General features: G+C 34.9%; 12 protein-coding genes and 1 pseudogene. 6 read left to right on the top strand and 7 right to left on the bottom strand.

Going from position 1 to position 15,536, the window contains the following annotated elements:
* Window positions 1-25 precede the first annotated feature (25 nt).
* From DCS95_RS08765 to rlmB, 5 genes are all read left to right on the top strand, one after another.
* Window positions 26-1,702 (top strand): SusD/RagB family nutrient-binding outer membrane lipoprotein, encoded by a 1,677-nt coding sequence (locus tag DCS95_RS08765; protein ID WP_116770425.1) that lies wholly within the window; start codon window positions 26-28, stop codon window positions 1,700-1,702.
* Window positions 1,703-1,713: 11 nt separating this feature from the next.
* The gene (locus DCS95_RS08760; RefSeq protein WP_071341358.1) at window positions 1,714-2,580 is read left to right on the top strand and encodes a hypothetical protein; all 867 of its coding nucleotides are present in this window, start codon (window positions 1,714-1,716) and stop codon (window positions 2,578-2,580) included.
* 89 nt (window positions 2,581-2,669) lie between these two features.
* Window positions 2,670-6,041 carry a VCBS repeat-containing protein gene (locus tag DCS95_RS08755; RefSeq protein WP_116770424.1) on the top strand — a complete coding sequence of 1,124 codons (3,372 nt, stop codon included), beginning with the start codon at window positions 2,670-2,672 and terminating at the stop codon, window positions 6,039-6,041.
* A gap of 62 nt (window positions 6,042-6,103) precedes the next feature.
* Entirely contained in the window at window positions 6,104-6,850 is a 747-nt protein-coding gene (locus DCS95_RS08750) for a hypothetical protein (protein ID WP_116770423.1), read from the top strand.
* Window positions 6,851-6,916: 66 nt separating this feature from the next.
* The gene (rlmB, locus tag DCS95_RS08745) at window positions 6,917-7,651 is read left to right on the top strand and encodes a 23S rRNA (guanosine(2251)-2'-O)-methyltransferase RlmB (protein WP_116770422.1); all 735 of its coding nucleotides are present in this window, start codon (window positions 6,917-6,919) and stop codon (window positions 7,649-7,651) included.
* A 7-nt stretch (window positions 7,652-7,658) separates the two neighbouring features.
* On the opposite strand, the gene DCS95_RS08740 is transcribed toward rlmB, so the two are convergent.
* A complete protein-coding gene (locus tag DCS95_RS08740; protein ID WP_116770421.1) occupies window positions 7,659-8,405 on the bottom strand; it encodes a rhomboid family intramembrane serine protease in 747 nt (248 codons plus the stop codon).
* A gap of 139 nt (window positions 8,406-8,544) precedes the next feature.
* Between DCS95_RS08740 and DCS95_RS08735 the strand changes: the two genes are divergently transcribed.
* Window positions 8,545-9,822 (top strand): replication-associated recombination protein A, encoded by a 1,278-nt coding sequence (locus tag DCS95_RS08735; RefSeq protein ID WP_116770420.1) that lies wholly within the window; start codon window positions 8,545-8,547, stop codon window positions 9,820-9,822.
* Here DCS95_RS08735 and DCS95_RS08730 read toward each other — a convergent pair.
* The 6 genes and pseudogenes from DCS95_RS08730 to radC form a co-directional block, all read right to left on the bottom strand.
* A complete protein-coding gene (locus DCS95_RS08730; RefSeq protein WP_116770419.1) occupies window positions 9,819-10,724 on the bottom strand; it encodes a hypothetical protein in 906 nt (301 codons plus the stop codon). The genes DCS95_RS08735 and DCS95_RS08730 overlap by 4 nt on opposite strands.
* Before the next feature lie 77 nt (window positions 10,725-10,801).
* Entirely contained in the window at window positions 10,802-12,247 is a 1,446-nt protein-coding gene (locus DCS95_RS08725) for a DUF5723 family protein (protein WP_116770418.1), read from the bottom strand.
* Window positions 12,244-12,789, bottom strand: a complete 546-nt coding sequence (locus DCS95_RS08720) for a hypothetical protein (RefSeq protein WP_116770417.1) — start codon at window positions 12,787-12,789, stop codon at window positions 12,244-12,246. The genes DCS95_RS08725 and DCS95_RS08720 overlap by 4 nt, the downstream gene beginning before the upstream one ends.
* A 50-nt stretch (window positions 12,790-12,839) precedes the next feature.
* A pseudogene (locus DCS95_RS08715) lies at window positions 12,840-13,528 on the bottom strand (YjjG family noncanonical pyrimidine nucleotidase).
* On the bottom strand, window positions 13,521-14,816 hold the full coding sequence (locus tag DCS95_RS08710; RefSeq protein WP_116770416.1) for a polysaccharide deacetylase family protein: 1,296 nt from the start codon (window positions 14,814-14,816) through the stop codon (window positions 13,521-13,523). The pseudogene DCS95_RS08715 and the gene DCS95_RS08710 overlap by 8 nt, the downstream one beginning before the upstream one ends.
* Window positions 14,817-15,515, bottom strand: coding sequence for a RadC family protein (gene radC, locus DCS95_RS08705; protein WP_116770415.1), 699 nt, complete (start codon window positions 15,513-15,515; stop codon window positions 14,817-14,819).
* Between the last annotated feature and the right edge of the window lie 21 nt (window positions 15,516-15,536).

Raw genomic sequence — 15,536 nt, 5'->3', positions numbered from 1 at the left:
GCTAATCTTAATTAATAGAAATATTATGAAAAAAATAATTAAATATATAACCGTTGTTTTTGCAGCTGGAGTGTTATTCAACTCTTGTGAAACAACAGATCTAGATCTTAGGACTAGCCCTAATGATCTTGCTGCTGATCAAGCAGATCCTAACCTATTATTGAATTCAATTCAATTAGCGTATGTTGCTAACATGTATACAATAAATGATATTGGTTCTGAATTAACTAGAATTGATTACATGCTTGGTCGTAACTACTTTAACACATACCCTGGTGATACTTTTGATGACATCTGGGAACGTTTGTACAGTAGTACAGATGGAAATGGTGATGTTTTTAGCACTGCTGTTGACCTAGGTATTTTCCCTAATGTTGACAACTTGCAAACTATAGATGCTGAAAGTGATATTGATTACTCTTTCCATATTGCCGTAGGTCAAACATTAAAAGCTCACATGCTTTTATTGTTAGTTGATTATCTTGGAAAAGCGACATTGAGCGAAGCAGGTAATCCAGTAGATTTTCCAGCTCCTATGTTAGATGATGGTCAAGATGTTTATACCGGAGCGTTAGCTCTTTTAAGCGAAGCAGAAGCATTATTTGCAGCTGACCCTTCAACCCAAGGTGGAGAAGATTTCTTTTACGGTGGTGACACTGAAAATTGGATTAAATTAATTAACACTATTAGATTAAAAGCTGCTGTTACTACCGGTGACACAAGTACATTTAATTCTATAATTGCTGGAGGTGAATATATTGCTGATTCTGCAGATGATTTTCAATGGCAATATGGAACTAGAGAATTACAACCAGATACACGTCACCCAGATTATCAAGATGATTACACCACTAGTGGTGCAAACATTTACCAAAATAACTGGTTGATGAACAACATGATGGTGAAAAACGATCCTAGGATTAGATATTATTTCTATCGTCAAGAAAGCGCTACTCCAGGTGCAGCGGGTGAACCAGCCAATGAAGAGCTATTAGCTTGTTCATTAGCTACAGCACCGGCACATTATGACGGCTTCATCTATTGTTCCGTACCTAACGGATACTGGGGCAGATCTCATGGTAACAATGAAGGTACCCCTCCAGATGGTTTCCAAAGAACGGCTGTAGGTGTTTACCCTGCAGGAGGTCGTTTTGACGATAGCAGCTTTGATGTTGTAGGTCTTGGCCTTGGTGGCGGAGGTGGCGGTATAGAGCCGATTATCTTAGCATCTTATGTTGATTTCTGGCAAGCTGAAATGGCTTCATCTGCAGCTGAAAAAGCAACTTTCTTAGAGTCTGCAATGACCAAGTCTATAGCTAAAGTTCAAAGTTTTGGATCATTGGATTCTGGTGCAGATTTATCTGTAGCCCCTTCTGATGATGAAGTTACTACTTACATTGAAGATACGGTTGCTGATTACCTAGCGGCAACAGGAGATGATCAAATGAATATTTTATCTGAACAATACTGGATAGCACTTTACGGTGGTGGTGTTGAAGCATATAACTATTATAGAAGAACTGGCTTCCCTACTACATTGGCTCCAAACTGGGAGTTAAATCCAGGTGCTTTCCCAAGATCATTTTTGTATCCTCAGACAGAGGTTATTACAAACTCAAATGTATCGCAGAAATCAGATTTATCAACTCAAGTATTTTGGGATACAAATCCAGCCGGACCAGCATTCCCATCTGCTAACTAAAAAATAAGAAAATGAAAATAAACAATAAAATATTAGGCGCTATTCTAGGTGTTTCTACGCTACTAATATCATCATGTGATGATGGTGACAAAGTTATTGACACTGTTTTTGACGAAACAACTAGAGGTGCAGTTCTTAGAACAATTGAAGCAGACGGTATTTTTGATCGTTTTGATACTTCAACTACCTATGGGTTTACATTTGAAGAGCAAGATTACGAAGATGGTGATCTTTTGGAGAAAGTAGATCTATATATTAGCTTTGAAGATAATACTGAAGCTAATGGTGATTCCACTGTAGACGAAATTCTAATTGAAACTTTCTTACCTGCAGATTTTACAGATGGTGAATTTGGTTTACCTAGAGCTAGTTATGAAACCACTTTAGCCAACGCACTTTCTCAACTAGGTTTAGTTGAAGGTGATTTTGACGGTGGAGACGCTATTCAATTCCGTTTAATTTTAACTTTAACTGACGGAAGAACCTTTACCAATGATGATAGTACAGGTACAATTACAGGTTCTTTCTTTAATGCACCTTATTTCTATGCTCCTATCATAAAATGTATTCCTCCAGCACCAGTTGCAGGTGAGTACACTATTGAAATGGAAGATAGTTATGGTGATGGATGGAACGGAGCTTCTATTGATGTTGTTATTGATGGTGTTGAAACATCTTACACTCTTGATAGTGGTGCTGCCGGTTCTCAAACATTTACAGTACCAGAGGGAACAGCTGAATTTACTTTAGCATTTTCTTCAGGTGACTGGGATGGTGAAATTACTTATGAAATTATTGCGCCAACTGGAGAATTAGCTCTTTCTGACGGTCCAACGCCAGCTGTAGGTGTTCAAACATTGAATATCTGTGGAGGGTAGTCTTAAATAATATTTCATTCATTAATATAGCTGCCTTATTTAAAAATTAAGGCAGCTATTTTGTTTACAACAACATATAACTTCCCCTTATGAAATTTGTATTAGAGTTCAATAGAATAAAGAAAATGACGAAAATTCTAATTTTGTCATTACTCCCAATAATGCACTCGTGCTCTGAACAAACAAATAGCAACTCAAAAGAAATTGCTGTAAATAAAAAAGAAACAACAAAAATTTTTGAAAAAATCACCAGTGAACATAGTGCTATAGACTTTAGCAATAACTTAATTGAGAATGTTGAAACTTATGAAAACGTTTTTAATTTTGATTATTTCTACAATGGGGCTGGCGTAGGCGTGGAAGATATTAATAATGACGGTTTATTAGATATTTTCTTTTCCGGCAATCAAGTTGACAATAAATTATATCTAAATAATGGGAATTTTAAGTTTGAAGACATCTCCTCTACCGCCGGTATCAACATTAATAAAAAATGGTGCAACGGTGTTACTTTCGTAGACATTAACAATGATGGGTGGCAAGATATATATGTATCACAGGGCGGCCCTAACAATAGAAGTAATAGAAACAACCTCTTATATATTAATAACCAAGACTTAACATTTACAGAAAGTGCCACAGAGTATGGTTTAAACGATCCAGGAATTTCTACACAAACTGCATTTTTCGATTATGATAAAGATGGTGATTTAGATTGCATAGTTATGAATGAAAATGAACTTTATGGTCTAGATCCTATTTCCCTATTAAAAACCGTAAATACTTCCAACGAATCAAAATACTTCAACAGTAGTCATTTTTATAAAAATGTAGACGGAAAATACATAGACGTCACTAAAGAAGTAGGTTTAGAAAACCCCATATTTGGTTTAGGTCTTTGTGTATCCGATATAAATTCTGATGGATACCTAGATATTTATATGTCCAGCGACTATTATTTACCAGATGCTCTATACATTAACAATCAGAAGGGGCAATTTATCAACTCCGTTAACGAATTAACACAACAAATTTCATTTTATGGTATGGGCTTGGATATTGCCGATATCAACAACGATAACTTGCAAGATATATTTGTACTGGATATGGCATCAAATGACCATTTTAGAGCAAAAACCCTTATGGCATCTATGAGTGTAGAAAGATTTAACTTCTTAACAAATACAGCCGGCTTTCAATATCAATATATGTTCAACTCCCTACAGTTGAATCAAGGAAACGATCATTTCTCAAACATAGCACAACTTACGGGAATGGCAAGCTCAGATTGGAGCTGGTCTGTCTTAATGTCCGACTATAATAATGACGGAGAAAAAGATGTGTTTATTACTAATGGATATCGCAAATACGCCCTAGACAATGATTTCCAGAACAAAGTTTATAATGCAAAAATTAAATATAAAGGCAATATACCAAGCAATTTAAAACAACAACTTTATAATGAAATGCCTTCTGAAAGTCTAAGCAACTTAATGTATAGAAATAAAGGAGATTTAAAGTTTCAAGAAATCAGTAATGACTGGGGGCTTAATGAACTAACTTTTAGCAATGGAGCGGCACAAGGCGATTTTGACAATGATGGTGACTTGGATTTGGTCATTAACAATATCGATCAAAAAGCTTTATTATATAAGAATACAACTGTAGACAACAACCTTGGTAATTTTCTAAAAGTTACAACCCTAGATAATACACCAGAATCTTTTGCCAAAATCACAATTTCCTATAATAATAAAACACAGCACCAAGAAATAAAAAGAATAAGAGGCTACATGTCTTCTCAAGAAAATTCCGCCCACTTTGGTATAGGCAGTTCAAAAATTATTGACACAGTAAAAGTGGAATGGCTTAGTGGAAAAGTGTCATACAAATTAAACGTTGAGGCTAACTCTTCATTAAAATTCTTAGAAGAAGAGTCTGTTGATACGATATTAAAATCAACATTGGTAAGCACTCCCTTTTTTAATTTAAAAAACACAAAAGACCTTAGCTTAAATTACCGTCATCAAGAAACAACTTATGATGATTTTGAGCAAGAAATCCTACTACCTTACAAACAGTCTAACACTGGTCCATTTTTAGCTAAAGGCGATGTAAATGGCGATGGTAAAGAAGACATGTATGTTGGCGGAGGTTCAAGACAAGCAGGTGCTTTATTCCTTCAGACTGCAAATGGATTTATTAAGAACACACAAAAATCTTTTGAATTGGATAAAGAAAAAGAGGATGCTGAATCTGTATTTTTTGATTTTGACAATGATAATGATTTAGATCTATATGTGGTTAGCGGGGGAAATGAATATGGAGAAAGCTCTTCATATTATGCCGATAGATTGTACATAAATGACGGTAAGGGAAATTTTGAAAAATTAGACACTCCTATTTTACAATCCTTTCCAAAAAGTGGTAAATCTGTCACAATAATAGATTTCGACAAAGATGGTGATAACGATGTATTAGTAGGTAATAGAATTATACCTCATAACTATCCGAAGTTTAGTGCATCCATACTATATGAAAATGATAACGGTGTTTTGAAAAATGTTACAAATACCATTGTACCAGAATTGGAAAATTTTGGTTTGATCAATAGTATTATCACAACAGATTTTAATAATGATGGGTGGCAAGACTTTATAGCTGTAGGTGAATGGACACCAATTGGAATGTTCGAAAACAAAAATGGCAAATTCCAACGTCTACCTGTCGAAGGCAATGTACTTAACACTAAAGGCTGGTGGTTTAAGGTGAAAGAGACCGATATTAATAATGATGGAAATAAAGATTACATTGTTGGCAATGTCGGTAGAAATATAAAATTTACCGCTAGCGAAGAAAAACCTTTTAAAATATACGCCAACGATTTTGATGATAATGGTATTAACGATGTGGTGTTAAGTAAGAAATATCATGAAACCTATGTACCCGTAAGAGGTAGAGAATGCTCATCTCAACAAATGCCGTTTATTAAAGAGAAATTTTCTACCTATAATGATTTTGCCCAGGCAACTATGGAGGATATTTATGGTGATAAATTAAAAGAATCCTATACTGGCGAAGTCAACGATTTTAATTCCATTCTTCTATTGAACAAAGGGAATAATAACTTTGAAAAAATTACGCTTCCTAGCGAATCACAATTATTTCCGATTTTAGCGATATCAGTTTTTGATTTGAATAATGACGGATTTGAAGACTGTGTTATCTCTGGAAATATATATGAAACGGAGGTAGAAACCCCTAGACTCGATGCTGTTTCTGGTTTAGCACTTATATCCAATGGAAAAGATGGGTATACACCTGCATCGATGGAAAAAACCGGACTTTACATTAAAGGCAACGTAAAAAGTACAGAATCCATAAAATTTAATGACCAGACTTTATTAGTTGCAGGCATAAACGATGATAAACTGCGAACTTTCGAATTAACAAAAAATTAAACATACTGACTATAAGCAGGTTAAAAAAAATTTCTAAATTATACCTCTTAAACAACCACACCATGAGAAAAATTTTAATGTTAGTTATTACCGCTATAGCTAGTACAACTTTACAAGCACAATATTCTGGCCAAGTACCATCCAATTTAGGCGGTGCAAGTCAAAATGCAGCGGCAGGTGCAGCAATTGCAAATTTTTTGGGTCCCGTAAATGAAGCTTATCAAAAAAGAAGAGAAATAGATTTAGATAAATTTCAAGGTTCACCTTATACTTCAAACACCTTTGCCCCTACTGTTTTAAAATATGAAGATGAAGTTGTAGGCTCTATTTATTATCGATACAATGCCTTAAATGAGGAAATTGAAATAAAGAAAACCTCTTCTGAAGATGAACCATATCAAGCTTTGGTAAAGGATAAAGAGATTAGTTTATTAATAAATTCAAAACCATTAAGTTTTAAAACTTTCGTAACTGAAAAAAATACAACGACCAATGGTTATTTAACCCTACTTCAAAAAGGTAGTAAATACGACCTTTACCAAAGAACCCTAGTTAAATTTACTGAAGGTCAACCTGCGCAAAACTCATTTGTTGCAGCAGTACCTAGTAGATTTACAAAATTTACCGAATATTATTTTCAAAAAGAAGGTGTAAACAGAATAGATCAGATTCCACAAAAAAATAAAAAGCTTTTAAAGTTACTTGATGCCTCTAAAAGAGAGGATGTAAAAGTATTTTTAAAAGAGAACAGCTTAAACATTAAGAACGAGCAAGATTTAATTAAAGTGTTTGATTATTTAAACAGCTAAAAATTTAAATCTTAAGATTAATAGCCGCCCAACAATAGTTGGGCGGTTTTTATTTACCTTTGCTCCATGCAAAAAACCACTCAAATTTATGGCTTAAGAGCCATCATAGAAGCTGTTAACTCCAATGAGGAAATAGATAAGGTATTTCTACAAAAAGGTCTTAAAGGAGATCTTATGAAAGAATTGGAGGGTTTATTGCGTCGCAATGAAATTAATATGGTCTATGTGCCTATTGAAAAACTGAACAGGTTAACAAAAAACAATCATCAAGGTGCCGTTGCCAATATCTCCCCTATTACATTTCATACTCTTGAAGATTTAGTGGAAAAAGCGAACGAAAAAGAAGGTCCCGCTTTATTTTTATTATTGGACCAACTTTCAGATGTACGTAATTTTGGTGCAATCATTAGAACTGCGGAATGTACCGGAGTTGACGGAATCATTGTTCAAAAGAAAGGTGCCGCTCCAGTAACGGCCGATACTATAAAAACCAGTGCCGGTGCCGCATATAGAGTGCCAATAGCAAAAGTAGACCACTTAAAAGATGCTGTATTTTACCTACAGGCATCAGATATTAAAATAGTTTCGGCTACCGAAAAAACAGATGATTCCGTTTATGATGTTCCTTTTACAGATTCTATAGCAATTGTTATGGGTGCTGAAGATCGTGGCATTACTCCTTCTATTTTAAAAGCTTCTGACTATAAAGCTAAACTTCCATTATTAGGTGAGATTGAATCGTTGAATGTTTCTGTTGCATGTGCCGTTTTCTTATACGAAGCGGTTCGCCAACGTTTGTAATTACAATTTATCTATCTGAATCACTTTTAGAGCTTTTCTTGAAGATGTAGTTGTATTTAAAACTTTCTTCTTCCTCGAAATCTTCTTCAATGGGTAATTCCCTAAAGTTTCCGTTTTCATCAAAATGTCTTAAAAAAAGATCATCTTCTTCATTATAGTCGTCTTTTTCCCACTCATATTTTTTAGTTTGGGGAATACGCGCCTTCACCATTTTCGCTAAAACCAATCCGGCAATGAATCCAGCTAAATGACCTTCCCAAGACATACCTTCTTTCACTGGAAATATATACCATAGCATACTTCCGTAGATAAATACAACTATTAAAGATAGCGCTACCAATCTATAATAGGAGCTAAAAACTCCCTTAAAGAACACGAAACTAGCCAGAACATAGATGAGCCCGCTTGCTCCAATATGATACGAAGTTCTACCGATGAACCAAGTTATAATTCCAGATAACAAAACACCATAAACAACAACTTTTAAAGCGACATCCCTATAAAAATACCACAACGCTGAAAGTAAAATTGCTAAAGGAATGGTATTGTTATACAAATGCTCAAGAGAACCATGAATAAACGGACTTAATATTATACCACGTAAACCTGTAACAGTTCTTGGCATAACGCCAAATTCATTAAAATTAATTCCTAAAGAAAGCTCTAACCAATATACCGCCCATATAAGTATCATAGCTAAAAGAGGTATAGCTACAACCTTATTAGAAAACTTAAAATGTCCTATTTCCGACATGAGCTTCTTTTGACATTATCAATTACAATTATACTACCATTCTATTCAAATTGGTCATATTGTCACTCTAATCCTTACTTAACAATCAATTGGCATCTTACTTTTCTTATCTCTTTTAAGATTATCATACTTTTGTATTATGAATGAACCTTTAGCAGAACGGGTACGACCAAAAACATTAGACGAGTACATAAGTCAACATCATTTGGTGGGCGAAAAGGGCTCGCTTACGCATCAGATTAAAAAGGGTATTATTCCCTCTTTAATACTATGGGGACCACCTGGCACCGGAAAAACAACCTTGGCCAATATTATTGCAGAAGAAAGTAAGAGACCTTTTTACGTACTTAGTGCAATTAACAGTGGGGTTAAAGACATTCGTGAAGTTATTGATAAGGCAAAACAAGCTGGAGGTCTATTTACGGCCAAAAACCCCATATTATTTATAGATGAGATACACCGTTTTAGTAAGTCTCAACAAGATTCGCTCTTAGCAGCTGTAGAAAAAGGATGGGTCACTTTGATCGGTGCTACCACCGAAAATCCGAGTTTTGAAGTTATACCGGCCCTACTTTCGCGCTGTCAGGTCTATATTTTAAATGCCTTCGGAAAAACCGATTTAGAAAACCTGATCAAAAGGGCAATGGAAAAGGATTCATTGCTTAAATCAAAAAAAATAGATCTTAAAGAAACGGAAGCTTTATTGCGTATATCAGGGGGTGATGGAAGAAAACTATTGAATGTTTTTGAACTGGTCGTAAATTCAGAAGAAAGTGACACAATTGTCATTACCGATGATTTAGTATTATCTAAAGTTCAAAAGAACACAGTTTTGTACGATAAAACCGGAGAACAACATTACGATATTGTTTCTGCATTTATCAAATCTATACGCGGTAGTGACCCAAACGGAGCCGTTTATTGGTTGGCTAGAATGATCGAAGGTGGAGAAGATGTAAAGTTCATTGCACGTAGAATGCTTATATCAGCCTCTGAAGATATTGGCTTAGCAAACCCTACAGCACTTGTTATGGCGAATACCACTTTTCAAGCGGTAACGACTATTGGCTATCCAGAAGCCAGAATAGTGCTTAGTCAATGTGCAATATACTTGGCTACCTCGGCAAAGAGTAATGCCAGCTACATGGCAATTGGGAAAGCCCAGCAAGCCGTAAAGCAAACGGGCAATTTAACTGTACCGCTACCTTTAAGAAATGCGCCTACTAAATTAATGAAGGATCTTGGTTACGGACAAGAATATAAATATGCCCACGATTATCAAAACAATTTTGTAGATGCAGAATTTTTACCGGACGAACTTACCGGAACTACTTTCTATAAACCTGGAAACAATGCGAGGGAAAAAGCCCTTAGCGATTTTCTAAAAAACAGGTGGAAAGAAAAATATGATTTTTAAAATTTGATATTCAGTTCTTCTTGAACTAAAGTATCATTTTCATAATATTCAAATATCCAGTTACCATTTTTTTGATATACCATACCATTTTTAGTATCGGTCTTGGCCATATAGACGTTATCGGCAGAACTTTTCATCAAGTTCATTCTAACCTTTGGTGAACTATCTACCAATTGATACCCGGTTTCGGTGGCTTGCGCATACCAAATATCCTTAATAGCAGACTTGTTTACTTCTAAGCTTTTAAAAGCAGGTTTTTCCGCTGTTACCTTTTCTATGTTAGATTTCACAGGAGTATTATCTTTATAATACTGTGTCTTTTCTGTTTCTTTAGAGATAACGGCTGGCTCTTTTTTTATTGGTGTGGCAGCTTCCATTTCCTTTTCCGCCTGCACTACTTTATCCGCTTTAGAAGCATCCAACTTTTTTACATCATTTTTAAAACTAATGGTAACTGCATCTTTCTTATCATTTTTACCATTGTAAGTATAATTAACACCATTGAATGTACGCATAGACTCTCTAATAGCTTCATTATAGGCCTCTTTATACTGTTTCTCTTTACTAATACCTTGCATACTACTATACACAATATTATCGTTGCAATCAATTAGGTTTATAGTTGTTTTAGTAGAGAACATAGTGCTATCATCTTGTAAATCCGCAATTACCCCTAAACATCTATTAAATTTTAAATCTTCGGGTAATTGATCGTCATATACCGTGGTAAAACCTTTACCTGTAAAAAGATATTTTATTAATGTGCTTGTTTGGTGTTCATTCATATTCTTGAAAGCATCAAACTTTTTTGGAACGATGATATATTTATAATCGTTCAAGTTTGCTTGGGCAAAAGTTGCGTATCCTATAAATGTAAGTAGTATGGTAATAACAGTTTTCAAAACGATATAAAATTTAAATTCATGGTAATATATGAAAAAAGCATGCCAAAAATTTAAAATTGAGGTAAGAAGATTTACTATTTTCTACGCCCCCAAGAAATGATATTTAAGCCAAATTGAAACGAAGCATAGTGAGAATCGGCAATATTATTATAAGACAATAAGTTATCTGCCATGATGTAAAAATTAACCGGTCCGGCTTGTAGGTTCATTCCCAGACCAACATTGGTATAACTAAATTTATCTACGGTATAAGTACCTTTAAATGCCAAACCATTTCCAAATCTACGCGTGTAAAAACCGGTTAAGGCCATTTGCGGACCCCGTGGTCTATTAATTACATAAACCTGCCCTCCAAACGAATTTCTATATTTGGTTCTTAATTCTCCCCCACCCGAAGATCCTGCGGTACAATCACAATTTTGTATACCACTACTCTTGCCTACGGGTTCACCAAAATCATTTCTAATGGATGCATATAACTTTGTAGGCCTAAACGTAATATAGCTTTTGGTATCCGAATCAAAAGGTACGGCAGTTTCCACCTCATCTACCAAGTCTTGCCAAAAATCCCTATCAAGACTGGCAAAATTTTCTAGAATGTCTATCTCAATACCTTCAACCGTAGTATTCCCATCAAGACTATAACTTTTTGGGTCACTGGTATGATAAATAAAACCTACATCCAATAAGCTACCGGTAATGGTAGTTCTTTCAGACAAGTGGTACGTAAAGCCAACATCTGCACCTACACCTAAATCTCCACCAAAAAATGCCCTACTTATAATTTCATTAGTAAGCATATCATTATCATTGGCATCATCCAAATCTTGAAGTCCAGAGGTTTGCAAAAGTACATCTGCATTTAAAGTGGAGGCAATTCTATTGTTTTGCCCTTCTACATTCCGTAGAAAACCACTGTTACGTGTTGAACTATAATCAACGATACCAGAATAAATTTTACCTCTAGCACCAATAGTTAAGTTACGGTCAACTTTTTTATTTATGCCAAAGTGTAAAACGTTCACTAAAGAACCACGGGTTTTAAAATCACCCAAATCATACCGTCTACCCAATTGGTCGGCATTTCCATCAAATATTAAAAAAGCATAGTCTTGTGGCCAATAGGTAATATTATCAAATTCAAAATAGCCCCCAAATGAATAAAACATATTTGAATTTCTACCTCTAAAACCTCCTGTAAGATACTCCAGTTGAATCGTAGAGCTAAACTCATCTCTTGGCGATAGTTCGTTTAAGGCTCGTTCCCTGAATTTCACATTAATATCCAAACCATCATCTGCAAAAAGATCATGAACAGAAATACCATTAGTTCCAAAATTGCCATAAACTCCAGATAATAGTGGTATACCTGCAAACCATTTAAAATCTGATTCTACACCTGGGTTCAAAGACAATGATTGGGGAATTTCATTAAAATCGTAGAGTATTTGCTTGTTTTGAGATTTTAACCCAAGAGCAAATAACATGCTGATTATAAATAAGCATTGCGATAATCTCATTGCAATTCTAATGTAAATTGCGCGCTAGAACGAAGCTCTATAGCTGAGTCGGGAATATTTGATTCGCTACTGTTATCTCCTAAATTTACAGCTGTCAGTCTTATTTTTGATGTTGTTCTAATAATATCCAAACTTTTACCGGTAGGTCCATATGCTACATCTCTACTTAAAACAGAGGTGGGCGCTGGGTCCATACTAAACACTTCGGTATCTATTACATTTTCATTGGTATCCAAGAATTCAAGTACGATCTCTATAGGTTTGCTTGTGGTATTTTCCAGCTCATAGGTCAATACACCAGATATTACCCTTTCGGTAAAAAAAGGCTCTTCAAATGCATCAAAATTAAAATCTTGGGTAAAAAAGTTGAGTCCGGCTACTCTATTGATCAAGGTTTCTTGCGCCTTAACATAAAAAATACTGGTTTCATAACTTGGAACAATCGCCAAATCATCTATTTGATCAAAGTCTTGATTTTCAGAACAAGAGATTACCATTAGGAAGCCTAACAAAAACATACATATAATGCGTAACCCTTTCATCGTTCCTTCAATGTTTTAAAATAACACAGTTGTCTGTACTAGTAGTAACTCTATAAAAACGATTTTATTTCTTCTAAATCATAAATAATTGGTGCAAGATCATGGCTGTTTTCTCTATGCGCATTAAAATGTATAGTGTGAAAACCTAAAGATTTTGCACCTAGTATATCTGCTTCTAAACTATCACCAATCATTAAAGAACGTTCTGGTTTAGCACCTGCCTTGTTTAATGCCAAATTAAAAATGATAGGATTTGGCTTTTTGACCCCAGCCATTTCAGAATCTATGATTTGATCAAAAAACCATGAATTCCAGAATTTCTCAGTTTCTTTTCCTGTACCTCTTGAAAACCATTGGTAATAATATGCAATTTATAATTAGGTCGCAGATAGTTTAAAACTTCAATAGTATTAGGAAACAATGAATTAAAAGAAGATAAATGATTAATATATTCTTCTGACAATACGTGAATTATATCATCTGTAGCCGGATATTTCATTTCATCGAATACAGATTTTAACCGTTGATAACGCAATTCTTTTTTGGTTATCTTCTCTTCACGGTACAACTTCCAGAATTTAAGGTTTGCCGGTACGTATACCTTTAAAAAATCATTTAGTTCAACATTGATTTTTTGATCAATAAATATTTTTTGAAACGTATGGGCAGAGTTTTTATCAAAATCCCATAACGTGTGATCCAGATCAAAAAAAACATCGGTAACCTTATTTTTAAACATGTTGCTGTTTTATAATGTCTGAGTAAACGGCCATCCAATCCCTATCTTCTTTATTTCCCAAAACTTCATTTGAGAACATAGCTATTAGCGTACCATTTACTTTTTTAACCTCAGTGGTAATAGCCTTTACTTGCCTTAAAACATCAGCGTCTTTTTTAATTTTCGATAATGAAATATCATGTATGGCAAACGGATGTACTTTTATAGGTTGCTTTACTTCTAAGGGAATATCGTAAAATTGAAAAGCAGTGCAAGTACCTGCCCTAAAACCAAGTTCAAAAGTATATCCCATGGTATAGTCATTTGTAAATTCGGCAGCAATTAAATTCCGATACGTTTGTGGTACATCTACCCTATTATAGCGCATTTTAGAATTATTTACAGGTCTTTTAATGACTTCTTCTAAGTTCGCCTTTTCCTTCTTTAACAATTCTAAATCTGAAAAAGAACTGTAACTCGCTGCCATGGAAACTGGCACATAATCAGCTACATGCTTTATTAACGACTTAAATTTTATACTATTTGTAGAAACGTTTTTATCGTATTTGGAATAATCTGCAAACTGAAAAAAGAAATTACATTTTATCTTATACTTCTTATGTAAATCAATTAGCTCGCCATAATTATCATATGGATCTTTTTGTTTGTTTAAGCCTACGGCAATACGTTCGTAAACCCGTTTGAATTTAAAAGTGCCCAAATCCATTAACATGCCTACCAAACCACGCACAACACCTCGATTTGCATAACAATGAGAAGTAGCTACATCGATTACCGAAATAAAATCGTACGTTTTGTGCTTGTATTCCAAATCTTCAAAACGCTCTTTTAGTGCTTCAAGCAATTTATAGGCCCAAATATCAACTACAGGCTTTTGCAAAAATCCGTTTTGATATGCTATACTATCTTTTGGAGAAAACCTGCCATGAATATCCTTTACGTGGGGCAAATACTCTTCGTACCTTGATAGCATAAAGAAGCTGGCAGCAAATATGTCAAAAGGCAACGTACTTTTCTCACCTGTCTGAAAAAAACAAGGCGTACCTTCCCAATCCCCAATATTTAATTGAATATCATTAATACCCTGCTCAAATAACAATTCATTACTACGAACAAAAAATTCGTTCTGCAAGGGTTGTTTTGTATATGTGATTTTAGCTCCGGTATGTTTTATAAAGTCTTCTACCTTAGTGGTAAAATCTATTTCAACACCCAATATACCCACAAAGATATGCCTCATAACATATGTAAGGCGCGGAGTTATTTTATGTGTATAGATCAATAACATTTATAGCATATTTTCATCTGCAAAGCTATAGTAACTTTTTTGGGTAATAATCAAATGATCCAATACTTTAATATCTAAAGTTTCGCTCGCCGTCTTTATTTTTTGGGTAATCTGTTTATCTGCACCGCTAGGTCGTAAGGTACCGGAAGGATGGTTATGCGCCAAAATTATGGCAACGGCTCCTAATTCTAAAGCCTGTTTCATTACGATCCTTACATCTACCAAGGTTCCCGTTATACCACCTTTGCTTAATTGTGCCTTATGTAAAACCTTGTTAGAGTTATTCAGAAAAAGAATCCAAAACTCTTCATGCTCCAATTCACCCAACATAGGCTGCAAAATATCGTACGCATCTTTACTGCTCCCTATTTTCTCTATTTTAAGGGCATCTTCACCCCTTCTTCTTCTACCGACCTCTAAAGCTGCGGCAATGCTTACAGCTTTAGCTTCGCCAATACCTTTAAATGCCATTAACTGTTTAATGGACAACCTCCCTAATTCATTCAAATTATTGTCTACCGATGCCAAAATACGTTTTGAAAGTTCAACAGCACTTTCAGACCTGCTACCAGAACCGATTAAAATAGCGATCAATTCAGCATCCGACAGAACCGAACGACCCTTATTTACTAGCTTTTCCCTTGGCTTGTCATCATCTGACCAATTTTTTATGGAGAACGAAACCGATTTATCCTGCATTGGCTAAAGATACAGAACTAA

Origin of the sequence: Maribacter litoralis, assembly GCF_003075045.1 — a bacterium.
Taxonomy (GTDB): Bacteria; Bacteroidota; Bacteroidia; order Flavobacteriales; family Flavobacteriaceae; genus Maribacter; species Maribacter litoralis.
This window is presented reverse-complemented; position numbering and strand designations above follow the sequence as displayed.

Bases quoted from the DNA above. Each gene is read 5' to 3' on its own strand.
- DCS95_RS08765 (WP_116770425.1), top strand. From the start codon at position 26: ATGAAAAAAATAATTAAATATATAACCGTTGTTTTTGCAGCTGGAGTG.
- DCS95_RS08760 (WP_071341358.1), top strand. From the start codon at position 1,714: ATGAAAATAAACAATAAAATATTAGGCGCTATTCTAGGTGTTTCTACG.
- DCS95_RS08755 (WP_116770424.1), top strand. From the start codon at position 2,670: ATGAAATTTGTATTAGAGTTCAATAGAATAAAGAAAATGACGAAAATT.
- DCS95_RS08750 (WP_116770423.1), top strand. From the start codon at position 6,104: ATGAGAAAAATTTTAATGTTAGTTATTACCGCTATAGCTAGTACAACT.
- rlmB (WP_116770422.1), top strand. From the start codon at position 6,917: ATGCAAAAAACCACTCAAATTTATGGCTTAAGAGCCATCATAGAAGCT.
- DCS95_RS08740 (WP_116770421.1), bottom strand. From the start codon at position 8,405: ATGTCGGAAATAGGACATTTTAAGTTTTCTAATAAGGTTGTAGCTATA.
- DCS95_RS08735 (WP_116770420.1), top strand. From the start codon at position 8,545: ATGAATGAACCTTTAGCAGAACGGGTACGACCAAAAACATTAGACGAG.
- DCS95_RS08725 (WP_116770418.1), bottom strand. From the start codon at position 12,247: ATGAGATTATCGCAATGCTTATTTATAATCAGCATGTTATTTGCTCTT.
- DCS95_RS08720 (WP_116770417.1), bottom strand. From the start codon at position 12,789: ATGAAAGGGTTACGCATTATATGTATGTTTTTGTTAGGCTTCCTAATG.
- DCS95_RS08710 (WP_116770416.1), bottom strand. From the start codon at position 14,816: ATGTTATTGATCTATACACATAAAATAACTCCGCGCCTTACATATGTT.
- radC (WP_116770415.1), bottom strand. From the start codon at position 15,515: ATGCAGGATAAATCGGTTTCGTTCTCCATAAAAAATTGGTCAGATGAT.